A 26,325-nucleotide genomic window follows, 5' to 3' on the forward strand; every position below is an offset into this window, starting at 1 on the left:
ATGGCTTCATAGTACAAGACGATCGCTAAAGTGAGATGTGCGATTGTCCGAGGATCCTGCGCGGGACGACCAACGCGAAAGCCGGGATTGCTCCCGGCCTTTCGCGTGTGTTGCGTGATGAATCGGTTATGCGTTGACTGAGTTTTCTGCGGTGGCTGCCGCAGCTGCTGCGGCGGCTTCGCGTTCCTTCTCGGCCTTCTCTGCTTTTCTGGCTGCGGCAGAGTTCTGGCCAAGTTCGGCGGCGAGGGTTTCGGTGGTGAAGGACTCGATGACGTCGCCGACACGGATGTCCTTGTGACCGGCTAGATCGATGCCGCATTCGACGCCCTGACGGACCTCTGAGACGTCGTCCTTGAAGCGCTTGAGCGAGGCGATCTTGCCCTTCCAGACCTCGGCGCCCTCGCGAAGCAGACGTACCTGCTGGTCGCGCTTGATGAGGCCGTCGGTGACGCGGCAGCCGGCAATCTGGCCGACCTTGGTGATCTTGAAGACGTTGAGCACTTCGGCGCGGCCGGCGTAGTTCTCCTTGAAGACTGGCTCGAGGAGGCCGTACATCGCCTTGGTGATCTCGTCCTGCAGCTCGTAGATGATCGAGTGCAGACGAATCTCGACGTTTTCGCGCTCGGCAACTTCGGCAGCCTTGCGGTCAGGACGTACATTGAAGCCGATGACGACGGCGTTCGAGGCCGAGGCCAGGAGGACGTCGGACTCGGTGATAGCGCCGACGCCGGAGTGGAGGACGCGAACGCGAACCTTCTCGGTGGACATGCGCTGGAGCGAGTCGGCCAGGACCTCGACCGAACCTTGCACGTCGCCCTTAAGGATCAGGTTGAGATCCTTCATGCCGGCCTGCTTGATCTGCTCGGCGAGGCCCTCGAGCGAGACGCGGGAGCTCTTGGCGAGTTGGGCCTCGCGCTCCTTCATCTTGCGGTACTGGGCGATGCCCTTAGCCTTGTCGCGGTCTGCCATGACAAGGAAGGTATCGCCTGCATCGGGCATGCCTTCGAGACCGAGGATCTCGACCGGGGTGGAAGGACCTGCTTCGACGATGGGACGTCCGCGATCGTCGAACATGGCGCGAATTTTGCCGAAGGTGTTGCCGACGATGTAGCTGTCGCCGGTGCGGAGGGTTCCGTTCTGCACGAGGATGCTGGCAACCGCGCCGCGACCGCGATCAAGCTTGGCTTCGATGACGGTTCCGACGGCGGGACGGTCGGGCTGTGCTTTTTGTTCGTTGACGTCGGCGACGAGGCAGATCATCTCCTCGAGTTTGTCGAGGTTGAGATGCTTCTTCGCGGAGACTTCGACGAACTCGGTGTCGCCGCCCTGGTTGGCCGGCTGCAGGCCGCGCGTGGCGAGCTGCTGGATGACCTTCGAGGGGTTGGCCTCGGGTTTGTCGATCTTGTTGACTGCGACAATGATCGGCACGTTGGCGGCGCGGGCGTGGTCGATGGCTTCGAGGGTCTGCGGCATGACGCCGTCGTCAGCTGCGACGACGATGACGACGATGTCGGTGACCTTGGCTCCGCGGGCACGCATGCGGGTGAAGGCCTCGTGGCCGGGGGTGTCGAGGAAGACAATCTCGCGACCGAATGCGGGAGAGTCGGGCTTGGTGATTTTGACCTTGTAGGCGCCGATGTGTTGGGTGATGCCTCCGGCTTCGCCGCCTGCGACGTCGGTGGAGCGGATGGCGTCGAGGAGCGAGGTCTTACCGTGGTCGACGTGGCCCATGACGGTTACGACTGGTGAGCGGACGACTTCGACCATGCCGGTGGTGTCTTCGAGGAAGCCTTCGATGGCCTCGTTTTCGAGTTGCTCTTCGACCGAGATGATGGTGGCGTCGGCGCCGAACTGGCGGGCAACGTCCTTGACTAGCTCGCCTTCGAGCGACTGGTTGACGGTGACGAAGACGCCCTTCATGAGGAGGGTAGCGATGAGGTCCTTGCCGCGTACGTCAAGCTTCTCGGCGAGGTCCTTAACGCTGATACCTTCGGTGACCGTGATGGTGCGGGTGATCGGCACCGGCTCGCGGGAGATCTGCGCGCCGCCGAAGCGTGGTGGCGGCTGAAAGCCCTTCATCGGGCCTTCCTTGGTCTTTTCGTAGCGCTGTCCGCCGCGGCGTGAGGCTGGGCGTGCTGCTGGGCGCATTCCTGGCTTTTCGCCAGGGCCGGGCATTACGCCAGGTGCTCCGCCGGGCCCACCGGGGCCGCCTGGGCGTGCTCCGAAGCCGGGACGCGCAGGAAATCCGGGACGGGCACCGGGGGTGAAGCCGGGACGTCCTGGTGCACCGCCGGGGCCGGACGGGCCGCCTGGGAAGGTGCGCGTGGGGTGCATCGGACGGCGTGCGCCGGGAGCCGTCGAGGACATGGGACGGGAGCCGGGAGCGCCGGGCGACTGCGGCCGTGGACGCTCAAAGATAGGTCGGCCGCGTTGAGGCGTGCCAGGGGCCACTGGAGGCGCGGTATAGATGGGGCGCGGGCCGGTCTGCGGCATAATGACGCGACGGGCTGGGGGGCCGGCAGGCGGAGCTGGCGCTGCTGGAGCGGCTTCGGCCTCGGGTTCAATTAGAGGCGCTGGAGCTTCAATGACTGGTGCAGCGGGAGCCGCTTCGACTGGCGGGGCTGCCGGGATTGGCGTCGGCACCGCTTCTGCGGCTGGGGCAGACGGAGGCGCAGGCTTTGCTACTAGTGGGGTAGCCACTACGGGGGCCGCTGCTACTACCGAGCGGCCAGCCGATGGTGGTGCCGTGGCTGGAGAGACGGCGACTGGAGAAGCAGCGGCTGGCGGGCGCGCGATGACAGGGCCGACGGGCGGCTTGCTGGCGATAGCCGGGCCAGGCGCGGGAGCGACGATGTTTGCGCCTTGGCGAGGCAGAGGCACGATGCGGCGAGGCGCTGCCGGTCCAGTCTGGGCAGGTGCCGCAGAGGAGACCGGGGCCGTGGGTGGTGCTGCGACGACGCGAGGCGGTACGGCTGCAACCGGGGCTGAGGCGGGAGGTGGCGCAACGACGGCGGTTGGGCGCGGCGGGGGTGCGGCTTTGGCTGTGGCCTCGGCCTGTTTTCGCTCGAGGATAGCTTTCAGGGCATCGCCCGGTTTGGAGACCTTAGAGAGGTCGAACCTGGGCTTGTTGTCGGCCTGCTGCTGCCGGCTGGCGCCACTTCTTCCGCCGTTCTTGAAGTAGTCCCGAACTCTTTCGGCCTGATCGGCTTCAATCGAGCTGGAGTGGGTCTTTCCAGACACGCCAATGGCTTCGAGCGCGTCCAGGATTGGCCTGCTCTTTACTTCCAGTTCTCGTGCCAGATCGTTAATTCGAACTTTGCTCATCCGTCCCTTTTCGCTTGCCCTGCGCGGTTAGCTGTTCATAGCAGCCTCATCGTTGCAGGAATCTTTATTGTAAGTGCTCTCACTGGATTTCGAGCGTTCGTGATCCAGGGAGTGCTGTGGCGCGTGGTTGAACTGGCTAACCACGATCGTTTCCATCGTCGATACCTTCATCGGAGTGCTCCTGGGCTTCTTCTACCAGGCTGTCCACGCTGTCGTTATCCAACTCGATCTGTTCTTCGCGTGCATCGTTGTCCGAGAAGGCATCGCTGGCCGATTCGGCCTCTTCGGCGTCGGCGATGTCTTCGGCGGAGAGGTCGTTGACCTCGCGGGCGGTGCCGATTCCAGCCTCTTCGGCGAGAATCGCTTCGGGTGTCTTTGCCATGGTGTCCTCCTCGGATATTGTTGCTTCAGCATCAGATGCGGTAGAGGCGGCGACAGCAGGACGTTCTTCGCCTTCTTCGTACTGGCCGAAGTAGTGGCGAACGGCGACGGAGATCTTTTCGACGGTCTTTTCGCCGATGCCGGGGACCTCTTCGAGCTGCTCGGGGGTCATGTCGGCGAGAGCTTCGACGGTGGTGATGCCGGCGGCGATAAGTTTTTCGAGTATGGTCTCGCCGAGTTCGGAGACTTGCTCGATCGGGGTCGTGGGACCACCGCTCATGGCCTGCATCTGGCTCTCGACCTCCTGACGCTTCTCCTCTTCGCTCTTGATGTCGATCTTCCACTGCAGGAGCTTAGCGGCGAGGCGGACGTTCTGGCCCTTCTTGCCGATGGCGAGGGAGAGCTGGGTGTCGTCGACGATGACCTCGATCTGCTTGTCGGCGAGATCGGTGATGGAGACGCGGCTGACCTTGGCGGGCTGTAAGGCCTTCTCGGCGAAGGTGGTGATCTCTTCCGAGAACTCGATGATGTCGATCTTTTCACCACGCAGCTCGCGGATGATGGACTGAACGCGCATGCCCTTCATGCCGACGCAGGCGCCGACTGGGTCGACATCTTTATCGCGGCTCATGACGGCGATCTTGGTGCGCTCGCCGGCTTCGCGTGCTATGGCGCGGATGGTCACGGTACCGTCGTAGATCTCGGGAACCTCAGACTGGAAGAGGTTTTGAACAAGGGCGGGGGCGGCGCGGGAGACGATGACCTGCGGGCCTTTGGCGGCGCGGTCGACGCGCAGCAGGACGACGCGGACACGCTCTCCGACGGCGAACTGCTCGAGGCGAGACTGCTCGCGCTTAGGCATGCGGGCTTCGGCTTTGCCGAGGTCGAAGATGACGTCCATCGGTTCGAGGCGTTTGACGGTAGCGTTGAGGACCTCGCCGGCGCGATGGTTGTACTCGTTGAAGACGGTGTCGCGCTCGGCTTCGCGGACCTTCTGGAAGATGACCTGCTTGGCCATCTGGGCGGCGATGCGACCCAGCGGGGTGGTGTCCTTGTAGAAGCGCAGTTCGCCGCCGACTTCAACCTCGGGGGCGAGCTCGCGGGCCTGCTCGAGGGTCATCTGGTTGATGTCATCCTCGACCTGCTCGGGCGTCTCGACGACGGTCTTGAAGACGTAGGCGCGGATCTCGCCGGTCTCGCGGTCCATCTCGGCGCGCATGTTCTCCTGAGTCTTGTAGTACTTGCGCGTGGCGAGCGCGATGGCGTCTTCCACGGCTCCTACGACTACTGCGGGCTCGATACCCTTATCGCGGCTCAACGTCTCAATCGATTGATACAGAACACTTGCCATTGTTCACTCTTCCTTGCTCTTGTCCGAAAGGTATCCGGATTTGTCTCTGTTGGTTTTGCCAATTCAGAGGATTGCTTCCGTTCGAGCAGCCTCTAAATCTCTGCGACTAGATTTGCCTTTTCGACGTTCGCCAGTGTGATGTCGACCGTCGATTCTGTCACAGCCTTCTTTGCCTTGCCCTTCTGTTTGACGGCAGAAAGGTCGATCGTTAGTACGCCGTCTGAGAATCTGGAAAGACGGCCTTGCCACTGCCTATTCTTGTTCACCGGCGTGAAGGTCTGGAGTTTGACCAGACTGCCTTGAAACCGAGTGAAGTCTTCGGGCCGAAACAGCTTGCGTTCGAGGCCCGGCGAGGAGACCTCTAGGGTGTACTCTGCGCCCGGGATGAGGTCTTCCACATCGAGGACGGTACCGAAATCCTGTGCAAATACAGCGCAATCCTCATGGGTGACGCCAGAGAGCCTTTCGACCGGCACACCTTTCGGAAGATCTGCAACGGCCTCATTCGCGGCGAGTTCGGCAAGTTTGGCTCGTTCTGCTGCATTCTTTTCTACAAAGACGCGCAAGGTGCGGAATTTGACTCCACCCTGAAACTCAAGATCGACGAGCTCCAGGTTGTGGGAGGCGGCGACACGCTCCGCGGTTGCTCGAATTTGATCAAACTGGACTGCCATAAGCGTTTATTTCCAGTGCAATGGTCCGTGTGCACAAACGTTTTTAGAGCAAATAAAAAGTGGGCTTTAGCCCACTCATCTCTTCCGTCAAATCACCGGTGCGGTCACGGCTCTCATTCTTACGACGGAACAAAATCGTCTGCAACTCAAATGATACATCTCCTTTTGCCGTAATTCAATGGGGCCCGTCGGTTCGAGGGTAGGGGAAGGAGTTCCGAGGGGCCGCGAAACTTTCGTGAAATTGCGCCATCCAATTTGCTATGGGTCGGATACGACTCTACAATCGACCAAATCCCGCGAAATACAGGCTTGCTGTCGCATAGCCCCTTCGCTTCTATTCATCACAACTGGAACCTACAAAATTATGATTAGCTCCCCCGTACCCGAAGCCCTTACGTTTGATGACGTTCTTCTTGTGCCTGCCTATAGCGACGTTGTTCCAACTCAGGTGAGCACCCAGACGCAGCTGACCCGCAATATCACGCTGAGCACGCCGCTGATGTCGGCTGCGATGGATACGGTGACGGAGGCGCGGCTGGCGATTGCGATGGCGCAACAGGGTGGGCTGGGAGTGGTGCATCGCAACCTGACGATCGAGCAGCAGGCGGGGGAGATCGACAAGGTGAAACGGTCGGAGAGCGGGATGATCGTGGATCCGGTGACGATTACGCCGGAGCAGACGATCGCCGATGCGCTGGAGGTGATGCGGCGGTACAAGATCTCGGGCGTGCCGGTGACGAAGAACAAGAAGCTGGTGGGAATTTTGACCAATCGCGACCTGCGGTTTGTTTCGCGGACGGATCTGTCGATCGATTCGGTGATGACGAAGGCGAATCTGATCACGGTGCCGGTGGGAACGACGCTGGAGCAGGCGGAGCAGATTCTGCATCAGCATCGCGTGGAGAAGCTGCTGGTGGTCAATGACAACTATGAGCTGAAGGGTCTGATTACGGTCAAGGATATTCAAAAGAAGTTGAAGTATCCGAATGCTTCGAAGGATTCCCAGGGGCGGCTGCGGGTGGCGGGTGCGATTGGGGCAATTGGGGATTTTATGGAGCGCGCGGCTGCACTGGTGGCAGCGAGGGTGGATGCGCTGGCTATCGATTCGGCGCATGGGCATCAGACGCGAGTTTTGGAGGCGGTGCGGGCGGTGAAGAAGGCGTTTCCTAACGTTGACTTGCTGGCTGGGAATATTGCGACCTACGAAGGTGCGATGGCGTTGATGGATGCAGGTGCGGACGCGATCAAGGTGGGGATCGGGCCGGGCTCGATCTGCACGACGCGGATGGTGACGGGCGCGGGGATGCCGCAGATTACGGCTATCTCGGAGGCGTTTCGCGCGGCGCAGCCTCGGGGGATTCCGATTATTGCGGATGGCGGAATCAAGTACTCGGGCGATGTGACCAAGGCGATTGCGGCTGGGGCAAGCGTGGTGATGATGGGGTCGCTGTTTGCGGGAGTAGATGAGAGTCCCGGGGAGACGATTCTCTATCAGGGGCGCTCGTTCAAGGCGTATCGCGGCATGGGTTCGCTGTCGGCGATGGCGCAGGGATCGGGTGAGAGGTACTTCCAGGGCAAGAGCGATATGGAAGATGCTGCGAGTACGGAGAGGCCGTCGCTGACGGCTCGGGAGAACGGCGGCTCGAACCGGCTGGCGAAGTTTGTGCCGGAGGGGATTGAGGGCCGAGTGCCGCATCGTGGGCCGCTTGAGGGTATGGTGTATCAACTGGTCGGCGGTCTGCGGTCGGGGATGGGGTATCTCGGATGCGGGACGATCGCGGAGCTGCAGGCGAATGCCCGGTTTATTCGGATTTCGAACGCCGGGCTGCGAGAGAGTCACGTTCATGACGTGATCATCACGCGTGAGGCGCCTAACTATCACGTGGAGTAGGATTCTGTCGTGAATTCTCCTATGCGATGAGGTGAAGCAATGTGCAGGAATATCAAAACACTGTTCAACTTTGATCCTCCCGTCACGGAGGGAGAGATTCGAGATGCATCGCTTCAGTTTGTGAGGAAGATCAGCGGTTTTACAAAGCCATCGAAGGCGAACGAAGATGCTTTTCAGTCTGCGGTGGAGGAGATATCACTAATCTCTGGGCGTCTGCTGGCGTCGCTTGAGACTAATGCGCCACCTAAGGATCGAGAGGAAGAGGCTGCGAAGAAGAAGGCTCGGAGTGCGGAGAGATTTGCTGTTTGATCTTGGTGAGGTGTCCTGCCGGACGGGCCCACTCCGCGTGGGGCGGTCACTTCGTGACTTGTATACCTTGTTTAGGTGGTGTGGTCATTGTCTCTCCTCCCGTTGGTCGGGCGTGAGTTTCCGTGCGCTTCAGGATGTCTGATTCGTCCGGTCGAGAACCATGGCATCGAAGCGATGGCGAGTGAAGAAGCTGTGGTTCTCGTACAGCTTGACGGCCTGCTGGTTGGCTTCAGTGACGGTCAGGGTGATGGCCGCGAAGCTGGCGCGGGTTAGATGATCGATGCAATAGTTGAGAAGGGTTCGTCCAAGTCCGTGGCCTCGCCAGGCGGGGGCGATGCAGAGCTGGGTGATGTGGGCGACGTCGCTGGCTACGCGGGAACACAGCAACATTCCGACGATGGAGCCGTTGTGGCGATCGCGAAGAACCCAGGAGGCGTTCGGCTCAAAGACGCCGCAGCCGGGGAAGCGGACGATGTTGTGGAGAAAGCGAAGTGAGCCGTGGAGGGAGCAGTACTGATCGTTGATGCGGGCGTCGATGTGGCCCAGGTAGCACTCGTGGATCAGTTCGGCTGCGGCCTGATAGTGATCGGTGGACCAGCGCAGCAGCTCAACGGTGGCGGGAAGATTCAGTTCGGGGGGAGCTTGGGGGGCGTCTGTCGATGTGCTTAGATCGCACTCCATGAAGAGGCGGGGATACATGGTGAAGCCGGATGTCAGGAAGACCTCGTTGATGGAGCCGGCGTCGTAGAGCAGGAGCTGGGACTCGATCCGTTGAATGCCGGGAGAGTTTTGCAGGAGCTGCAGCAGCTGGTGGAGCAGGGTGTGAGTGGTTTGAAGCATCTGCGCCGTATCGTTGGCGATGGCGAAGGCGTCACCGACAACTGCTTTCTGGCCTTCGTAGACGCAGAAGGTGAAGCCGCAGATTCGTCCCCGGTCGAGTGCGACGAAGCCGGGCAGGATGCGGGAGTCGAGGTACTGGAGGAGGAGTTCGGTGGAGCTTTGATAGTTCCAGCGAAGGCGTTGCTCCCAGACACGCGACTCGGTTTCGAGCAGAGGACGAAGCTGGCGCGCCGAAAAGTGGCGAAGGTCCAGTATCTCGAGTTGGGTCGCGACGGCCATACCTGTGGGAGGTCTTTCGTCGAGCTTATAGGAATTTTGGTGGGATGGGTGAGTGTTAGTGCGGGCACCCCGGGTGTCATGCCGGATCAACCCTCTGTGTAGAGTGTGGTCAGCCGGTGATGTGTCTCCGGGTCTTGGGTGGGTGGTGGGGATGGTTCTCCGGCTGGTTGGGAGGGACGATGTCAGGGGAGACCGGTGGGCGAGCGTAGACGCGGTAGACTTCGATCCCTTGCGATTCGTAGAGGAATAAGGGTTTGTAGACGCGCCCGGCGAGCCAGCGGTCGAGATCGCCAGCGTCGCTGGAGCGGATGACGAGGATGTGCTCCGCATCGGGAACGCCATCGGCGCTGTAGTGGATCATAGGCTGGTCGCGGTAGAAGGCAAGGCCGTAGTCCATGTCGCGCTTGATGTCGGTAGCTACCAGCTTCACCTCGGGTGCTTGTAGCTGGATCTCGCGGGCGAGGGGGCGGGCAGAATAGTTCATGTCGAGCTCTTTGCCGTAGAAGCCTAGGAGAAAGACGAGGGTTGCGAGGACTGGAAGCAGGGTTACGTAGCAGACCTGCGGAATTCCCCAACGACGGATGGTGAGGAAGACTACCGCTCCGAAGGCGAGAGCGGCGGCGCCTGCGATCAGCAGCCACTGCGCGGAGGGTACGAACGTCTCGTACTTCATGTGCTGAGGGGCGAGAGCCAGGACAAACACGAGAAGGCCGCAGGTGGCGGCGTGGGCCCAGATGAGCCATTGCGGGAGGCCCTGGCGGCGGCTGCGGTTGAGATAGTCGGCGGTGAGGATGGTCAGTGGAGGAATGGAGGGAAGGATGTAGCCGGGAAGTTTGGAGCCGGAGAAGGAGAAGAAGACGATGGGGAAGAGTGCCCAGAGGACCAGGAACTCGGGGAAGGCGTCGCCGGCGCGGGTGTGGCCGAGGTAGCGCTGGGGGTTGTGACGTACCTTCCACTCGGCGATGGAGACTTCGATGGAGTCGGCCAGGGCGCGGATGGCGATGACGGTCCATGGCATGAGGCCGATGAGGAGGACTGCTAGGTAATACCAGAAGGGCTGGTGGTGCTGGTAGCGGTTGGTGGCGAAGCGTTCGAGATTGTGTTCAAGAAAGAAGAGGCGGTAGAAGGTTGGGTTGCGCTTTTGAACCGCAATGTACCAAGGCAGCACCATGACCAGATAGAGGATGACTCCGGGAATCCAGATGGTGCGGCGAAGAAGAGACCACTCGCGACGGAGGCCAGCGAAGAGGAGGATGATGGCCAGCGCGAGGAAGGGAGCTACGGGGCCTTTTGCCAAGGTGGCAGCTGCGCCGAAGAAGTAGAGATCGAAGAGCCAGAATTTTTTGCCAGTCTCATACCAGGCGTACCAGCCGAGCATTCCGATGCAGAAGGGAGCCGCGAGCTGCATGTCGGTGGAGGCGCCGCGGGCGAAGCTGACGATGGCGACGCAGGAGACGGTGATCAAGGCTGCGTCGAGGTGGCCGCCTGGGCGGAAGCGTCGCATGTGGAGAAAGATGAGCACGACCAGAGCAAGTGCTCCCGAGGAGGATGGGAGGCGGGCGGTCCAGTCGGAGACGCCGAACTCTTTGAAGAAGCTCATGGCGCGCCAGTAGTAGAGGGCGGGCTTTTCCAGCCAGGGCTTGCCGTAGAGGATGGGGGTGACGGTGCCTCCGGCGATGCAGTGGAAGGAGTTGCGGATGTCTTCCGGACGCGGGCTGCGCGGAACCATCTTGGCGTCGACCTCGTGACAGGCTTGGGAGTGTGCGGTGAGCATCTCGCGGGCGATTTGGGCGTACCGTGGCTCATCTGCGCCGACGAGACCGAGCTGGTCTCCGCCGAAGACCGGGACCAGCCCATAGAGCAGAAGAAAGATCGTGACTACAAAGAGGATGACAAACTCGCGGATGGTTGCGATGGAAGGCGGCTTTAGATACTGCTGGAGCCACATCACGATTGCGCTGCCATTCCGTGCGCCGGTGACGGCGGGATGTTGAATATCTGCCATTTTCCTAAGAGGAGCGAGACAAGGCTATCAGAGTCCTGTCCGTAGCTGGGTGAGGATGCGCTCGAGAGCGACCGGGAGGGGGCCATCGAGGGTGCACCCGCTGGCGTTGCGATGGCCGCCGCCGCCGAAGCGTTCGGCGATTCGGGCCACGTCGGTCTCGCCTTTGCTGCGGATGCTGAGGCGAAACTGGTCGGCGTTAGCGACCTCGCGGAGAAAGACTGCTGACTCGACGCCGGCGATGCTGATGAGGTAGTTGACGACTCCTTCGCAGTCCTCAGCGATGGCGCCGATGCGATCCATATCTTCGCTGGTGACCCAGGTCCAGGCTAGGTCGTCGTCGCATTGGAGGTTGGAGAGAGCGATGCCGAGCAGGCGGATTTTGCTGGCCGGGTTGGATAGGTAGATGTCGCGGGCTATGCGGCTGGGATTGGCTCCGCAGGCTGCGAGATGGTGGACCATGGCGAAGGTGTCGGCGGTAGTGCTGGAGTAGGTAAAGGTGCCGGTGTCGGAGAGGATGCCGGCGTAGAGGCAAGTGGCCATGGAGGGTGTGATCTCGACGTTCGCGGCTACGGCGATGTGGTAGACCATGGCGGCGACGGCACAGGCGTGCTCGTCGATCCAATTGACCGAGGCGAAGGGCCGGCCGCTGGCGTGGTGATCAATGTTGATAAGGGTGCGGCCCTCCAGGCCGAGGAGGCCGGTGCGGATGATGCCGTCGCATTCAAGGAGGATGGCGGGGGTAGTGCCGGTGGGGTCTACGTCGTTGGCGGAGGGCGTGTGGTGGATGCGGCTGATATTGGGTAGGGTGCTGTAGGAGGAGGGGATGGGGTCGGCGAAGACGACGTCGGCCTGGCAGCCGAGCTGGTCGAGCACTTCGGCGAGGGCGAGGACGGAGCCGATGGCGTCGCCGTCGGGGCGGGTGTGCGAGGTGAGGAGAAAGCTGGGATGGGACCGGAAGGCCGCCAATAGATCGTCTATCTGGGTTGCGTGAGGCCTAGGCTCGAGGAGAAAGGCTTGGGGGGTCATGGTTTGGCGGGGGCCCCTGGGGTCGGTTCGGAGGAAGTGCGCTTCTGCTCCCGCTTGCGGGTGCGGGCGAGGAGCTCATCCATGCGTCCGGTCATCTTCTCGGAGCGATCGATGGCGAAGGTAAGCTCGGGGACGTGGCGGACGCCCATGCGGTCGCGAAGCTGGGAGCGGATGTAGGCGCGGGCGGTAATCAGGCCTTCGAGGGTGGAAGCCTCCTCCTCCTCGTTGCCGTGGACGGCTACGAAGATGCGGGCGGATTTGCCGCCGGGAGCGAGGACGACCTCGGTGACGTAGCTGGGGGCGATGCGGGGATCGGAGAGCTCGCCTTCGAGCATGGCTCCAATCTCCTCTGAGAAGGTGTTGGCGACACGGTTGCGATGATAGGTTCTAGCGCGCTGCTCGGGCATAGGGTTTTGACTAGGTAGAACGGTTGAGGATATCAAAGTTGGGCCGTTCTACCTAGTGCTGAGGAGCGGTTCCAGCGGATTTCCTGTGGATTGCGGCGTCTTTTTGGGTCATTCGGGCAGGATTTCGGCGTAGGAGTCGGTGATTTCGGCACTGAGGTTGATAGCGATGCGGTGGGCGGCCTGGTCGATATGGCGGAGCTGGCCGGTGAGGTAGCTAGTGGAGGAGGAGATGGCGACGATGCCCAGAGTGGCGCGGTTCCAGACCATACCGTCGTCGAGTTCGGCGATGGCTAAGTTGAAGCTGTGGCGGAGTTTATCTTTCATGGAGCGGAGGACCTGGCGACGGTCTTTGAGGGACTGGGCGTGGTGGATTTCGAGTTCGATGGTGAGTTTGGCTACGGGCATTTTGGCTACGGGCATAATGATTGTCCCCCTCCGCCTCCCCCCAGGGGGTATTTTTGGAATAAGTCTTTTATTTTCTGTTACTTGCAGGGAATGTGTGGCTGTAAAATATTCCATCTAAAGGGGTTGCTTGCAAAATATAGACTATAAGAGGGTTATGTCTAGATGGGGTTGAACGGTGGCCCTCTGTGGACAACTACTTTGTCAAGTATCCCCTAATTTTTTGATTAGGCTTCGTTTAGCGAACTTCGTTTAGCGGGCTTGTTCAGCGGACAAGGATGAGGTAGATAGTCATGGCTACTCCTGCTGCGGCGAGGAGGAGGCCGAGAATAACTGCGTCGCGGGAGACGCGGCCGGGGCGCCAGGTGCCCGAGCTTAGCTCTTGAATGAGCTGGAAGTGGCGGTAGACGGAGCTGAGATTAACGATGACTCCGAGGGCTACGAGAGCGACGCCGGACCAGAGGGAGAGGCCAGTGGTGTGGGAAGGGAGTCGGGACTGGGCGGCGGCGATCTGGCGGAGGAAGAGGCCGAAGCGACTTACGGCAAAGCCGATGCCCATGAGGCCGAGGCCGGTGCGGATCCAGGCAAGGAAGGTTCGCTCGGCGGCGAAGTAGACGCGGGGGTCCTGTTCGACGGGCTGGGGCGGACTGGGCATGGTGGGATTGTAAGGCAGCGGGGTGGTTTGAGGCGGTGGGGAACTGGTGGTGAGTCGTGGTGTTTCGGTGGTGGCTTGTGGTGATTTGGGTGCTGGCAGGGAGGGCGGATTTCGGGTGGCAAGGCTTCTGGACGATTGACAATGCGCTGACAATTCTGTGACGGCGATCGCTTATAGTCGGTGACCATGGTGGGCAGGGGGACGGATGGGGCGGGAGCGTAAGACGGCCAGCGGGTGGAAGTTTTTTTCCTTGCTTGTGTTCGTAAGTTTGCTCTCAGGTTGGGCTGGGGCGGGTACGGTCAAGGCCGAGTTTGTCGGCTCGGAGAGTTGCAAGACGTGTCATGCTGCGGCGTACAACGGGTGGAAGCAGACGCGCATGGCGAATGTGGTGCGTGATCCGAAGGTGCATCCGGAGGCGGTGCTTGCGGATTTCAGCCATGCCGATCCGTTGGTCACGTTTGGGATCGATGACGTGGCGTTTGTGTATGGGAGCCGATGGAAGCAGAGGTACTTTACCAAGCGTGGCGATGACTACTACCCGGAGCCGGCGCAGTGGGATGTGAAGAAGGGCCGGTGGCTGCCGTACCACGCGGAGACGGGCACGGACTGGTGGCTTTCGTTCTATGGGCCGAGTAACTTCGATCGTCCTACTGGGCCTACGTGTGATGGCTGCCACTCGGTGAACTACAACGTGGAGACCAAGCAGGTGACGGAGTGGAATGTGGGTTGCGAAAAGTGCCATGGGCCGGGGAGTCTGCATGTGGCGCACCCGACGAAGCAGAACATCGTTAATCCGGAGACGCTTGACTATGTGCGGGGCAATGACACGTGCATTCAGTGTCACAGCCAAGGTCGACCGATTGCGAATCCGATTGCAGGGAAGTACTTCGACTGGCCGGTGGGTTTTGTGCCGGGGGAGCGGCTGGCGGATTTCTGGACGCTGGAGGAGTTGAAGCCGGGAGTGACGAATTTCTTTCAGTATGCGGACCTGACGGCGCACAAGAACAGGATGCAGGGGAATGATTTTGTGCAAAGCAATATGTATCACCGGCAGATCAGATGCTTTGACTGCCATCAGGTTCACAGTAACGAGAACGAATCGGACCTGATTGCGAGGGGGAACGCGGTTTGCCTGACGTGCCATACGAAGGATAATCCGGCGGGGCTGAAGGGGACGGTGAGCGAGCATACGCATCATGCGGCGGGGAGCAAGGGGAGTGAGTGCGTGGCGTGTCATATGCCGAAGATCGAGCAGACGATCAAGGACAACTATGTGAGTGCGCATACGTTCCGGTTTATTTCGCCGGTTGAGACGGAGCAGTCGGGGATTCCGAATCCTTGTACTTCGTGCCATACCGACAGATCGATTGCGTGGGCTACGAAGGAGTTGAGGGGGTGGAAGAGTGCTTCGCCTTGGCGGGTGGCGAACTAGTTGTTGCTTTTGCGCTTGAGAGACTCGGCTGGGATAGGAGGGCGTATCCCAGGGGCTAAAGCCCTCTGTTTTGTTTTTTAGGACCCAAGGCTGAAGCCTTGGGGTACCTAGAGGCAAAGGCAACAGGGTTGAAAAGTTTACATTCCCACCCATCGCAAAGTGCGCGATGGATGGGGCACCCGATTAGTTGTGGCTGGGTGGGTAGAACAGGCAACGGCAGATGCGAGGGTCTCTCCACGCTGTTCACGGTGAGGCTGTGAACAGCTTCGGTCGTTTGTGGTGGAAGAGCGGCGACCCGTCGATTGTTTGGGTTGGAAGGTTCGAACGGGGATGGGCGGGTGGAATGTGTCGGGATCCTTCACTCCGTTCAGGATGACGGCGAAGAGCAGACAACAGCAACAGCAAAGGCACAAGCAACACAGAACAGCAAAGGCACGAGCAACAGCAAACGCCCGGCAGATCGGAAATCCTCTACAATTTGGGTTTGGATTGCGACTGAGGAAGTACGGAGATATGGATGAGTCAAGCGGATTTGGTGCGGCGTGTGTCTTTGGTGTTGAGTCTCGGAGCGTTTGTGGGGGTGAGTGTGAGTAGTGCGTCGGGTGCGGTGATGAACGCGAAGGATTCCGGGTTTGGTCCGTCAAATCCGTTTTATGCGAAGAGTGCGCTGCCGTTTGAAGCTCCGCCGTTCGACAAGATTAAGGACAGCGACTATGAGCCGGCGATTGAGGCTGGGATGGCGGAGGAGCTGAAGGAGATCGACGCGATTGCGAATAACTCCGCTGCGCCTACGTTCGAGAACACGGTGGTTGCGATGGAGAAGACGGGCGAACTGTTTCAACGGGCGATGGCGGCCTTCGATGGAGTGACGGGAGCGAATACGAATCCTACGCTCGAGAAGATGCAGGAGGAACTGGCTCCGAAGCTGGCAGCGCATCGGGATGCGATCTATCTGAATGAGAAGCTGTTTCGTCGCGTGGCTGCGGTGTATGACACGAGAGCTTCGCTGAAGCTGACCCCGGAGGGTCTGCGGCTGGTGGAGGTGAGGTACAGGGACTTTGTGCATGCGGGCGCGAATCTTTCGGATGCGGACAAAGAGAAGCTGAAGAAGCTCAATGAAGAAGAGTCGACGCTTTCGAATGGGTTTCGAAGCAAGGTGCTGGCTGCGACGAAAGATGCGGCTTACACGACGACGGACAAGGCTGCGCTTGCGGGTTTGACAGCGGGGGATTTGAGCGGCGCGGAGGCGGCGGCGAAGGAGCGGAAGAAGGAGGGATATGTGCTGCCGATGCAGAATACGACACAGCAGCCGGTTCTCTCGTCGTTGAGTGTGAGGGCGACGCGGCAGGCGGTGTTTGACGCGTCGTGGACGCGAACCGAGCGTGGCGATGCGAACGATACGCGGGCGACGATTGCGCGGCTGGCGCAACTGCGCGCGGAGAAGGGCAAGCTGCTGGGGCACGACAGCTATGCGGGCTGGAAGCTGGAAGACCAGATGGCGAAGACGCCCGAGAACGCACTGAAGTTTATGGATGCGCTGGTGGCTCCTTCTGTGGCGAATGCGGCAGACGAGGCAAAGGATATTCAGGGTGTGATCGATGCCCAGAATAAGGGAGCTCAGGGTGGCGGGTTTCCGGTTGAGGCGTGGGATTGGGAGTTTTATTCGGAGCAAGTGAGGAAGGCGAAGTACGACATTGACGAGGCGCAGGTGCGGCCTTACTTCGAGCTGAACAATGTGCTTGAGAATGGCGTGTTCTATGCAGCGGGACAGTTGTATGGGCTGAGCTTCAAGGAGCGCAAGGATATTCCGGTGTGGAACGCGGATGTGCGGGTGTTTGAGGTGTTCGACGCGGATGCGAAGCCGCTGGCGCTATTTTACTGCGACTACTACAAGCGGGATAACAAGAATGGCGGGGCCTGGATGAGCAGCTTTGTGGACCAGTCGAAGCTGATGGGCAGGCTGCCGGTGGTCTATAACGTGGCGAATCTGCCGAAGCCTGCGGCGGGGGAGCCGGCGCTGATCAGCTTCAGCGATGTGGTGACGATGTTCCATGAGTTTGGACATGGGCTGCATGGGATGCTGGCGGATAGCGAGTATCCGAGCTTGTCGGGGACGTCGGTGGCGCGCGACTTTGTGGAGTTTCCGTCGCAGTTCAATGAGCATTGGGCGACGTATCCGGCGGTGTTTGCGCACTATGCGAAGCACTATAAGACGGGCGCGGCGATGCCAGAGGAGTTGGCGACGAAGATCAAGCGGGCCGTGGATTTCAACCAGGGCTATATGCTGACGGAGCTGGTGGCGGCGGCGGAGCTGGATATGCAGTGGCACTCGCTGCCGGTGGGCGAGGGATTGCAGGAGCCGGATGCGTTTGAGAAGGCGGCGCTGGCGAAGAAGGGATTCACGCTGGGCTATGTGCCGCCGCGGTATAGGTCGAGCTATTTTTCGCACATCTGGGGCGGGGGTTATGCGGCGGGGTACTACGCGTATCTGTGGAGCGAGATGCTGGATGATGATGCGTTCCAGTGGTTCCAGGATCATGGCGGGTTGACCCGGGCGAATGGGGACCGGTTCCGGAAGATGGTGCTGTCGCGGGGGAATACCGAGGACCTGGCGAAGATGTATGAGGCTTGGCTGGGGAGTGCGCCGAAGGTGGAGCCGATGCTGAAGTACCGGGGGCTGGAGAAGGCGGCGGCGAAGTAGGTTTCTTCCGGGGAAAGTGCCCGCTGCGCGCGGGGCGGTCACTTCGTGACTTGTATACCCCTTCGGTTGGCGCTCCCGTTGGTCGCGGAGGAAATATCTTCGGCGACTGACGGGTGGGCGAATGATGGGCGCTTGGCGGTGCGACGATTTTTCTTCGCAATTTTGACAACTTCAGATATGCTAATTTTCATTCCAAGTTCACAAAGTAAACTGAATTTCACTTGTATCGAAGTTTAAGTTCACAGTTGCCTGGGTGTCGTCACCGCGGGTTCGCGGCGCTGCATCGCTGCATAGGTGTCTTTGCTGATCGGTCATTTTCAGGCAAAAAACTTGTTTTGGTTCAAGCTGCATTACTTCAGGAGCCAGAGATTATGACGAAGCGTTCGCGTTTTTTCTTCCTCGTTGTTGTTTGCCAGATGGCTTGTCTTCTTCTGGTTTGTCCTGTGTTTGGGCAGCAGACGCTTGGCGGCCTGACGGGGGTGGTGACCGATGCTCAGGGTGGAATTCTGCCTGGGACCGTGGTGACGGTGGTGGGGGACCAGACGGGTTTGACGCGGACCCAGACCGCGGGGAGCAATGGGTTTTATGACTTTGCGAATCTGCCGATTGGGACTTATACGCTTTCGTTTACGAAGGAAGGGTTTCAGACGCAGAAGATGAGTGTGGTTCCTGTGCAGAGCGACCGCACGGGAACGGTGAATGCAAGTTTGAGTGTGGGCGCGGTGAATACGGTGGTGAGCGTGGATGCGGTGCCGCTGCTGAACGCGGTGGACACTACGAACGGATACATTCTGGATAAGGCGCAGATCGAGTCGATACCGCAGCCTACGGGGAGTTTTACGGGGCTGGCGATTCTGTCGCCGGGGGTGAATGCGGAGCTGCCGGGTGGGACGGGGGCGCAGTCGGGGCTGGGGAATCTGCCGATCTGGGCGAATGGACAACGAGATACGAGCAATAGCTTCTCGATCAACGGCGTGGACGCGAGCAGCTTGTTCAATGGGAAGAGTACGAGCCAGGTCGGTTCGCAGCGGGTGATCAATAGCACTGGCGCCTCGACCACGCAAGGCGGCGCGGGAGTGATTCAGACGGTCGCCTCGGTCTATCTTTCAATCGGGAACGCGATTCCGACGCCAGCGCCGGAGTCGATCCAGGAGGTTCGGGTGAACGCGTCGATGTATGACGCGCAACAGGGTTCTACTTCGGGGGCGCACATCGATGTGAATACTGCTTCGGGCACCAACTCGTATCACGGGACGGCGTATGGGCGTCGTGGAACGAACTGGATCAATGCAGCGCCGTTCTTCTTGAAGAATAATCCGCTGCTTGCGAATGATCGGAAGGATGAGAATCCTGAACTGCATCGGTACATTGCAGGGGGCACGTTTGGCGGTCCGATTCTCAAGAACAAGCTGTTCGGGTTTGTGTCGTATCAGCACCTGCAGGTGTCGGATTCGGAGATTGGCGATAACTTTATCAATGTGCCGGTGGGCTTGTCGGATAACAATCGCGATGCCGCGGGTTTTGCGAACATGGTGAACGGTTCCTTTGGTACGGGTCTTACCGCTGCCAACATTGATCAAACTGCGCTGGCTCTGTTCAACTCGCCTTCGCTTCCTGGTGAGCCGGGCAAGTGGCTTGTGCCGAATGACACGGGATCGTCGGGCATGTCGGCCTCGCATCCTTACAACGCTTTTCTTCCGGGGACTGGCCGATTCAAGGCGGATATGGCGGTGGCCAATCTTGACTACAACATCTCAAGCAGAGACACACTGGCGCTGAAGTACTTCTATCAGCACGATCCGACGCTTGCTCCTTATGCGTACTCCAGTGTTCCGGGATTTACCGAACACCTCGACTCGGGCGCACAGGTTTTTTCGATCATCAACACCTATCTAGTGAAGTCGAACCTGAGTACGACGGAGAGCTTAGGGTTTCTTCGCGAGAAGACGTGGGTGGATAATGAGCAGCCTTTCGGGCCGAGTGCAATTCCCGGAGGTTCGCAGGGTACGGTTTCGATCAATGAGTTTGGATCGAATTACTTTCCCGGCGTGTCGATTGTGAATGTGCTGGGCAGCGCTCAGAGCCAGTATGGCCTGGTGAGCACGGGGATCCTAAACATTGGTCCCAATGCGGAGGGGCAGGCACCGAACACGGGGGCCTTCCAGAATCGCTGGCAGCCTTCGGGCAACGCTATCTGGACGCTGGGCAAGCACACGGTCACGTTTGGAACGAGCTATAGCTACACGCAGTTGAACACGATCGACAAGCGTACCGGCACCGGCACGGTCGCGACCGACGATTTGAGCGCCTATGCGCAGGGGTATGTGACGCCGGGCAGCTCTTCGACGTCGTTTTATGTAAGCTCGTTTTTGCAGGGCGATGCGAGCCGTTACTACCGGGCGAACCAGGTGGGAAGTTATGTGCAGGATAAGTTTCAATTTACGCCTACGCTCTCGATTACCGCAGGGGTGCGCTACGACTGGAACGGCGGCCTGACGGAGAAGAACGGACGGATCTTCAACTTCGACCCAACGCTTTATAGCTACAACGAGGCGTCGGATACGATCGTCAATCCGGGCTTCATTATTGCGAGCAATAACAGGAACGGGACCACTGGCGTGAGCCCGACGACACTGACGGGCCGTCAGTGGGGAGTTGGTCCGCGGTTGGGCGCGGCGTGGCAGCCGGAGAGGTTCGCGGGGAAGGTGGTAGTGCGTTCGGGCTTCGGGATGTACTACGACCGCGGCGAACTGTTCAGCTACTTCTCGCCTGGCTATGCGATCGGAACCGTCACTGGCGGGCCTTTCGGGGTGAATCAGCAGCTTCCGTTTGTGACGGCACAGAGCTGCCCGGTGCAAAGCCTTTACAGCTACTACATTCCGACCTGCGGCGGAGGCGGCGGCATCTCCCCACCTGTCGCTGCGCCGACGGCGGCTACGGGCAACCTGGCGAATCCTTACACGAATGTTCAGAATGCTCCTCCGACGAACCCGAAGTCTTCGGATCTGAGCAACTACCTGCCGAATATTGCGAGCATCAGCAATGGCGGGCAGCCGATCTCGCTGGGCGTCTACGATCGCGCGAACAAGCTGCCTTATACGTTCAACTACACGCTCGATATTCAGTGGCAGCCACGCAATGACCTTGCGATCACGCTGGGCTACGTGGGTAATCTGGGGCGGCATCAGGTGATTCCGGTTCCGTTCAACCAGCCCGGGATTGCTTCGCCAAGCGCCACGATTCATGGGGAGAAGTATTCCTATGGCTATAACGTCGGCGGCGCCAATTTGCCGGACGGAAGCGGTTATGATTTCGACTACGAGGGCGGCAACATCGATCATCGCGTTCCTTACATCGGATATGCGGCAGAGTCGATCTCATACAAGGCGGCGGGTGTGGATGCCTACAATGCACTGACGGCACATGTTGAGAAGCGCATGAGCCACGGGGTCCAGGTGGCTGCCTCTTACACGTACTCCCATGCGCTGGACGAACAGAGCGGGCTGGGCCTGTTCTATAACGGCAACAACCCGGTGAACCTGCGCGACGGATATGCTTCGGCCGACTTTGATCGCACACATGTCATCAACTTCAACTACGTCTACAGGCTGCCGGACTTCGTTCACCGCCACAATGTTGAGAGCTATTTCACGAACGGCTGGTCGCTGGTGGGACTGACGATTCTGCAGAGTGGTCAACCGTATAGCGTGATCGACTTCAGCGGCGCCGTGGGTAGCATCTATTACGGAGTCAGCAACGGCATTACGAATCCGATTGTTCCGCTGGCTGCCGGCTGCACGGCGAAGAATGCCACGACGGGCCACTCGGGCGCGTTCGAAACTGCCGGTAACGAATCTATCCCTGCGCTCAACGCCTCGTGCTTCACGATTCCTGTGCTGCAGGCAGGTGGACTGAGCGGCGCGGTTCCTACCTCAGATCCTTATGAGACCGGCTTTACCACTGGTCAGCGAAACATCTTCCGCCAGGCTTTCCAGAAGCGTGCGGATGCTTCTCTGATGAAGGTGACGAAGTTCTCGGAGCGATACAGCCTCACGTATACGTTCGATGTTTATAACCTGACGAATACGAGCAGCTTCGATGTGCCGGGTAACGAGGTGGCGCAGAACGTAAACTACAACGGCTTCCCGCAGGCTGGAACGCCAGTTCTGCCGACCGGCTGCAATACAACGCCTCCCCCAAACACCGGGAGCTTTTACAACTGTCCAAGTGGGCTGGGTACTGTGACGCATACGATTGGAAGTCCGCGACAGATACAGATGGCGCTGCGGTTTTTATTTTAGGAAGGCTGTCCTGCCGGACGGGCTCCCTGCGCGGGAGGCGGTCACTTCGTGACGCGTATACCTTGTCTTGGTGGAAGTGCTGCAATGGCCCTCCCTTTGGTCGGGATGAGCGGGGCTGCGCTACTGCCTTTCAGGGATTCAGTTGGGGCTGGGTGATCTCTTTCAGGGCGGTGCCGGTTAGCTGCAGACGATTGGCTTCGGCGCAGTAGAAGGCTATGCGGGTGGCAGCGGTAGCGTAGTCTAAGCCGGCGGTGTGGATGTTGGAGATGCAGTTGCGGTCGGCGTCGGTACGGCCGGGGGCGGGGTTCCAGGTGAGGTAGGCGCCGAGGGAATCGGGGGAGCTGAGGCCGGGGCGCTCGCCGATAAGGATGAGAGAGAGACGGGCGTGGAGGAGGGAGCCGATGTGGTCGGCGATGGCTACGCGGGCTTGCGTGGCGATGCAGATTGGGCCGAGGGTTTGGTTTGGCGGAAGAGCGGGGAGGAGCGCGGCGAGGAGGGGGAGGGCGTGGCGCTCGACTGCGGTGGCGGAGAGGCCATCGGCCAAAACGATGACTATGTCGCAGGGGGACGGGTGGAGGAGAGCGGCGGAGGCCGGGGTCAGGGTGCGGCCGAGGTCGGGGCGCCGGAGGTAGGTGGTGCGATTGGGGGCGGCGCTGGCGAGGGTGAGGATTGGGGCGGCCAGGGAGGGGAGTTCGTAGCGCAGGCGCTGGGCGAGGAGTTCGGGGTCGAGCGCGGCGTGGACGGCGTCGCGGGCCTGGGCGTGGGCTCGCTGGAAGTCGAGGATCTCTGTGGTGGCGAGACTGACGCCGGTGCGACGGAGGGCGACGCGGGCCGGGGTGTAGCTGCGCAGGGTGGTGGCTGGCGTGGTGGCCGACGTGGCGTGGCGATCTATCTCAGGTTCGTTGCTATCGTGATTGGGCATGATGGATTGTGATCCGGAGGGTGGGATGCTGGGTTGTTTGATTTGCTTTGAGGGTTGGAATTTTATGGTGCTTTGTTCGTGAGTGGGTTTGGGAGAAAGGCGGTTCGCGCCTGGCCGACGCGAATACCCCACCCTATCGCGATGAGACTGCGAAAGGATGGGGCACCCGGTGGTGGATGGTTTGTGAAGTGGCGGAGTTGCTGGTAGATGTTGCCGGTGTACGGATGGAAGGCTTGTGCCGTTGAGTTTGGTGTTCCGGTAGGATGTTTGTCTGCATCGAGGTTGAGGAAAAGGAACGGCGCCTTCTTATGTTGCGGTTTATTGGCAGTCTAATTCGGCCTTATCGCGGCACGCTGGTGGGGATCTTTCTGGCGATGCTGGTGGAGACGGTGATGAGTCTTGCGACGCCGTGGCCGCTGAAGATCATTCTGGATAATGTGGTGGGCGATCATAAGATGGCTCCGTGGCTGCACCGGTTGATTGGGCCGCTGCTGGATAGTGGGGCGAGGCTGCATGAGTCGAGGCTGCATGTGGCGGCGCTGGCGGCGTTAGCGTTTGTGGTGATTTCGCTGTTGGGTGCGGTGGCTTCTTATATTGACAACTACTATACGGAGAGTGTGGGCCAGTGGGTGGCGCATGATCTGCGGATGAAGATGTATGAGCATCTGCAGCGGCTTTCGCTGGGGTACTACAACACGCATGCTACGGGAACGATTCTGAGCACGATTACGGCGGATATTCAGACGATTGAGGGGTTTGCTTCGTCTTCGACTTTGAACATTCTGGTGGATCTGCTGACGATTGTCTGCATGCTGGGGTTGATGTTCTGGCTGAACTGGGACTTCACATTGATTGCTGTGGGGGTGACGCCGTTTCTGCTGCTGTTTGTTTCGCGGTTCAAGAAGGCGGTGAAGAAGGCGACGCATGAGGTTCGGAAGGAGCAGAGCGAGATTGTTGCGGTGGTGCAGCAGGGGCTGGAATCGATCCAGGCGGTGAAGGCGTTTGGGCAGGAGGAGACGGAGCAGGCGCAGTTGAAGCTGGTGAGCCAGGCGACGGTGAGCGCGGCGTTGAAGGCGAGGAGCGTGAAGGCGCTGCTGTCGCCGGTGGTGACGATTACGGTGGCGTTGTGCACGGCGGTGGTGCTATGGCGCGGGGCGGCGTTGATTCTGGCGAAGACGATGACGGTGGGAGAACTGACGGTGTATCTGGCTTACCTGGCGAAGTTCTTCAAGCCGGTGAAGGACCTGGCGACGACGACGAATGCGGTGGCGCAGGCGGCGGTGGGGGCGGAGCGGATTCGGGAGATTCTGGAGACGGACACGATTATTCCGGAGAAAGAGGATGGGCTTGCGCCGGAGACGGTGGCGGGGGCGATTGAGTTTGAGCATGCGGCGTTTGGGTATGATCCGGAGACTCCGATTTTGACGGATGTGAGCTTCAAGATTGGGGCCGGGCAGTTTGTCGGGATTGTGGGGCCGACTGGGAGTGGGAAGTCGACGGTGGTGAGTTTGATTCCGCGGTTTTACGATGTGCAGTCGGGGGTGGTGAAGATTGATGGTGAGGATGTGCGGGGGTACAAGTTGAAGTCGCTACGCGACAAGATTGGGTATGTGCTGCAGGACACCGTACTGTTTCGCGGGACGATCTCAGAGAATATTGCGTTTGGGCGTCCAGCGGCTACGAAGGAAGAGGTGATTGCGGCGGCTAAGCTGGCGAATGCGGATGAGTTTATTGCGAAGATGCCGCGGGGGTACGAGACGATGGTGGGGGAGCGGGGATCGACGCTGTCGGGCGGGCAGAGGCAGAGGATTGGGATTGCGCGGGTGATGGTAAGGAACAGCCCGATTCTGCTTCTGGATGAGCCGACGGCGGCGCTGGACAGCGAGTCGGAGAAGCTGGTGATCGATGCGCTGGAAAAGTTGATGGAGGGAAGGACGGTGATTGCGATTGCTCATCGGTTGAGTACGATTCGGGATGCGAATCAGATTATTGTGATCGACGGCGGTGTGGTGGCGGAGAATGGGACGCATGAGGAGTTGATGGCGGTGAATGGGATCTATGCGGCGCTGCATCGGACGCAGTTCGACGGAGGGCTGGACAAGGTGACGGCGTAGATGTGGATAGTTGTGTTGGGCGGTGAAAGGCTGTAGAAGAGATCAACGCCGGTTCCTGAAATTAGCAGTTGAGGGAAGAGACTATGTCGCGCTCAGTGATTGTTTTACCTGATGATTCTGCTCAACCGATTCTGGACGCTATTCATGGGGCGAAGGAGTCGATCCGGGTAAAGATGTTTGTGTTTTCGGATCCGACTTTGTTGCAGGCTGTGATGGAGGCACATCAGCGTGGGGTGAACGTGCGGGTGATGCTGAATCCGGAGAGGCGGGATGGCGAGAAGGAGAACGGCGAGTCGCGGATTGCGTTGACGGACGCGGGGATCGAGGTGCTGGATAGCAATCCGTGCTTCGACCTGACGCATGAGAAGTCGATGGTGATCGATGACCGGATGGCGTTTGTGGAGTCACTGAACTGGGAGACGAAGAATCTTACCGAGACGCGGGACTATGCGATTGTGACGACGCATAAGCACGAGGTCGAAGAGGTGATGGAGTGCTTTGACGCGGACTGGAAACGGGAGGAGTTCAAGGCGGGAGATCACTCTCACCTGATCTGGTGTATCGGCAATGGGCGGCAGCGCCTGGGGCAGTTGATCGATGAGGCGAAGGAGTCGCTGTGGCTGCAGAATGAGCGATACCAGGATCCGACGATCATTGAACACCTGGTGAGGGCGAATCAGCGGGGGGTGAAGGTTCATATTATGGCGCGGCCTCCGCACAAGCTGAAGAAGGACAAGTTGATTGAGGGTGTGAGCGGGCTGAGGGTGTTGGAAGATATTGGCGTAAAGATTCACAAGCTGAAGCATATTAAGCTGCATGCGAAGCTGTTGCTGGCCGATGATGCGCGGGCGATCATTGGGTCGATCAATCTTGCGCCGGGGAGCTTTGATAGCCGGCGGGAGCTGGCGATCGAGGTGCGGGATGAGCACATTATTGAGCGGTTACTCAAGACGGTTCGGCATGACTGGGAGAACTCGAAGCGGCTGGATTTGAGTGATGAGGGGCTGCTGGCGGAGTTGGGGCAGTACGATCCTAATGTTGCGGAGGATCTGGCGCTGGAGACGCACAAGGGTGGTAAGAAGTGCTGAGGGTTCGCGCCTTCGCGCGTGTGCCCACATCTTAAAATCGAGATTGGGGCACTCGGTAGTTTTGCCTTCCTGGAAGATCCAAGTGGCGTGAGCGAAATGCGGGGTCTCTCCACTGCGGCGGCAAAGTGCGCCGCCTTCGGTCGAGATGACGATTTTTTTGGGAGGTGAAGAACGAGCAACTTGCAAAGGCAAGTGCAAAAGAGCAGATCCCTGCGGAATGACA

Annotated in this window: 17 protein-coding genes; 7 read left to right on the top strand and 10 right to left on the bottom strand. The window is 59.7% G+C overall.

Annotated elements, in window-relative coordinates:
* Positions 1–126 precede the first annotated feature (126 nt).
* From infB to rimP, 3 genes are all read right to left on the bottom strand, one after another.
* Positions 127–3,324, bottom strand: a complete 3,198-nt coding sequence (infB, locus tag RBB75_RS13315; RefSeq protein ID WP_353068346.1) for a translation initiation factor IF-2 — start codon at positions 3,322–3,324, stop codon at positions 127–129.
* 136 nt (positions 3,325–3,460) lie between these two features.
* The gene (gene nusA / locus RBB75_RS13320; RefSeq protein ID WP_179637242.1) at positions 3,461–5,056 is read right to left on the bottom strand and encodes a transcription termination factor NusA; all 1,596 of its coding nucleotides are present in this window, start codon (positions 5,054–5,056) and stop codon (positions 3,461–3,463) included.
* Between the two features lie 92 nt (positions 5,057–5,148).
* Positions 5,149–5,730, bottom strand: coding sequence for a ribosome maturation factor RimP (gene rimP / locus RBB75_RS13325; RefSeq protein ID WP_353068347.1), 582 nt, complete (start codon positions 5,728–5,730; stop codon positions 5,149–5,151).
* Positions 5,731–6,094: 364 nt separating this feature from the next.
* Here rimP and guaB point away from each other — a divergent pair, with 364 nt between their 5' ends.
* Together guaB and RBB75_RS13335 are read left to right on the top strand one after the other, a co-directional pair.
* Positions 6,095–7,621, top strand: a complete 1,527-nt coding sequence (gene guaB / locus RBB75_RS13330) for an IMP dehydrogenase (RefSeq protein ID WP_353068348.1) — start codon at positions 6,095–6,097, stop codon at positions 7,619–7,621.
* A 39-nt stretch (positions 7,622–7,660) separates the two neighbouring features.
* Complete coding sequence (locus RBB75_RS13335) at positions 7,661–7,930, top strand: DUF2277 domain-containing protein (protein ID WP_353068350.1); 270 nt, start codon at positions 7,661–7,663, stop codon at positions 7,928–7,930.
* A gap of 129 nt (positions 7,931–8,059) precedes the next feature.
* Here the strand turns inward: RBB75_RS13335 and RBB75_RS13340 are convergent, their stop codons facing one another.
* The 6 genes from RBB75_RS13340 to RBB75_RS13365 form a co-directional block, all read right to left on the bottom strand.
* The gene (locus RBB75_RS13340) at positions 8,060–9,049 is read right to left on the bottom strand and encodes a GNAT family N-acetyltransferase (RefSeq protein WP_179637246.1); all 990 of its coding nucleotides are present in this window, start codon (positions 9,047–9,049) and stop codon (positions 8,060–8,062) included.
* Between the two features lie 109 nt (positions 9,050–9,158).
* Positions 9,159–11,054: an ArnT family glycosyltransferase gene (locus RBB75_RS13345; protein ID WP_179637247.1), complete on the bottom strand. Its 1,896-nt coding sequence runs from the start codon at positions 11,052–11,054 to the stop codon at positions 9,159–9,161.
* Between the two features lie 27 nt (positions 11,055–11,081).
* On the bottom strand, positions 11,082–12,080 hold the full coding sequence (locus RBB75_RS13350; protein WP_179637248.1) for a DHH family phosphoesterase: 999 nt from the start codon (positions 12,078–12,080) through the stop codon (positions 11,082–11,084).
* Positions 12,077–12,487, bottom strand: a complete 411-nt coding sequence (rbfA, locus tag RBB75_RS13355) for a 30S ribosome-binding factor RbfA (protein ID WP_179637249.1) — start codon at positions 12,485–12,487, stop codon at positions 12,077–12,079. Before rbfA ends, RBB75_RS13350 begins: the two co-directional genes overlap by 4 nt.
* 108 nt (positions 12,488–12,595) lie before the next feature.
* Positions 12,596–12,907 (bottom strand): DUF503 domain-containing protein, encoded by a 312-nt coding sequence (locus RBB75_RS13360; RefSeq protein ID WP_306459661.1) that lies wholly within the window; start codon positions 12,905–12,907, stop codon positions 12,596–12,598.
* Positions 12,908–13,154: 247 nt separating this feature from the next.
* Positions 13,155–13,544 carry a YidH family protein gene (locus RBB75_RS13365; RefSeq protein ID WP_179637250.1) on the bottom strand — a complete coding sequence of 130 codons (390 nt, stop codon included), beginning with the start codon at positions 13,542–13,544 and terminating at the stop codon, positions 13,155–13,157.
* 256 nt (positions 13,545–13,800) lie between these two features.
* Between RBB75_RS13365 and RBB75_RS13370 the strand changes: the two genes are divergently transcribed.
* The 3 genes from RBB75_RS13370 (at position 13,801) to RBB75_RS13380 (ending at position 21,978) form a co-directional block, all read left to right on the top strand.
* Positions 13,801–14,976 (top strand): cytochrome c3 family protein, encoded by a 1,176-nt coding sequence (locus RBB75_RS13370; protein ID WP_353068351.1) that lies wholly within the window; start codon positions 13,801–13,803, stop codon positions 14,974–14,976.
* 517 nt (positions 14,977–15,493) lie between these two features.
* Positions 15,494–17,677: a M3 family metallopeptidase gene (locus tag RBB75_RS13375; RefSeq protein ID WP_353068352.1), complete on the top strand. Its 2,184-nt coding sequence runs from the start codon at positions 15,494–15,496 to the stop codon at positions 17,675–17,677.
* A 371-nt stretch (positions 17,678–18,048) separates the two neighbouring features.
* A complete protein-coding gene (locus tag RBB75_RS13380; RefSeq protein ID WP_353068353.1) occupies positions 18,049–21,978 on the top strand; it encodes a TonB-dependent receptor in 3,930 nt (1,309 codons plus the stop codon).
* 130 nt (positions 21,979–22,108) lie between these two features.
* On the opposite strand, the gene eutC is transcribed toward RBB75_RS13380, so the two are convergent.
* Positions 22,109–22,900: an ethanolamine ammonia-lyase subunit EutC gene (eutC, locus tag RBB75_RS13385; RefSeq protein WP_353068354.1), complete on the bottom strand. Its 792-nt coding sequence runs from the start codon at positions 22,898–22,900 to the stop codon at positions 22,109–22,111.
* Positions 22,901–23,208: 308 nt separating this feature from the next.
* Here eutC and RBB75_RS13390 point away from each other — a divergent pair, with 308 nt between their 5' ends.
* Together RBB75_RS13390 and RBB75_RS13395 are read left to right on the top strand one after the other, a co-directional pair.
* Positions 23,209–25,014, top strand: a complete 1,806-nt coding sequence (locus tag RBB75_RS13390; RefSeq protein WP_353068355.1) for an ABC transporter ATP-binding protein — start codon at positions 23,209–23,211, stop codon at positions 25,012–25,014.
* 83 nt (positions 25,015–25,097) lie between these two features.
* On the top strand, positions 25,098–26,102 hold the full coding sequence (locus tag RBB75_RS13395; RefSeq protein ID WP_353068356.1) for a phospholipase D-like domain-containing protein: 1,005 nt from the start codon (positions 25,098–25,100) through the stop codon (positions 26,100–26,102).
* Positions 26,103–26,325: the final 223 nt, after the last annotated feature.

This window comes from Tunturibacter empetritectus (genome assembly GCF_040358985.1).
GTDB lineage: Bacteria > Acidobacteriota > Terriglobia > Terriglobales > Acidobacteriaceae > Edaphobacter > Edaphobacter empetritectus.

Excerpts from the sequence above, each read along its gene's own strand:
- RBB75_RS13360 (WP_306459661.1), bottom strand. The coding sequence starts at position 12,907 with ATGCCCGTAGCCAAAATGCCCGTAGCCAAACTCACCATCGAACTCGAA.
- RBB75_RS13345 (WP_179637247.1), bottom strand. The coding sequence starts at position 11,054 with ATGGCAGATATTCAACATCCCGCCGTCACCGGCGCACGGAATGGCAGC.
- eutC (WP_353068354.1), bottom strand. The coding sequence starts at position 22,900 with ATGCCCAATCACGATAGCAACGAACCTGAGATAGATCGCCACGCCACG.
- RBB75_RS13390 (WP_353068355.1), top strand. The coding sequence starts at position 23,209 with ATGTTGCGGTTTATTGGCAGTCTAATTCGGCCTTATCGCGGCACGCTG.
- RBB75_RS13335 (WP_353068350.1), top strand. The coding sequence starts at position 7,661 with ATGTGCAGGAATATCAAAACACTGTTCAACTTTGATCCTCCCGTCACG.
- RBB75_RS13365 (WP_179637250.1), bottom strand. The coding sequence starts at position 13,544 with ATGCCCAGTCCGCCCCAGCCCGTCGAACAGGACCCCCGCGTCTACTTC.
- RBB75_RS13380 (WP_353068353.1), top strand. The coding sequence starts at position 18,049 with ATGACGAAGCGTTCGCGTTTTTTCTTCCTCGTTGTTGTTTGCCAGATG.
- rimP (WP_353068347.1), bottom strand. The coding sequence starts at position 5,730 with ATGGCAGTCCAGTTTGATCAAATTCGAGCAACCGCGGAGCGTGTCGCC.
- RBB75_RS13340 (WP_179637246.1), bottom strand. The coding sequence starts at position 9,049 with ATGGCCGTCGCGACCCAACTCGAGATACTGGACCTTCGCCACTTTTCG.
- RBB75_RS13375 (WP_353068352.1), top strand. The coding sequence starts at position 15,494 with ATGAGTCAAGCGGATTTGGTGCGGCGTGTGTCTTTGGTGTTGAGTCTC.
- guaB (WP_353068348.1), top strand. The coding sequence starts at position 6,095 with ATGATTAGCTCCCCCGTACCCGAAGCCCTTACGTTTGATGACGTTCTT.
- infB (WP_353068346.1), bottom strand. The coding sequence starts at position 3,324 with ATGAGCAAAGTTCGAATTAACGATCTGGCACGAGAACTGGAAGTAAAG.
- RBB75_RS13395 (WP_353068356.1), top strand. The coding sequence starts at position 25,098 with ATGTCGCGCTCAGTGATTGTTTTACCTGATGATTCTGCTCAACCGATT.
- RBB75_RS13350 (WP_179637248.1), bottom strand. The coding sequence starts at position 12,080 with ATGACCCCCCAAGCCTTTCTCCTCGAGCCTAGGCCTCACGCAACCCAG.
- nusA (WP_179637242.1), bottom strand. The coding sequence starts at position 5,056 with ATGGCAAGTGTTCTGTATCAATCGATTGAGACGTTGAGCCGCGATAAG.
- rbfA (WP_179637249.1), bottom strand. The coding sequence starts at position 12,487 with ATGCCCGAGCAGCGCGCTAGAACCTATCATCGCAACCGTGTCGCCAAC.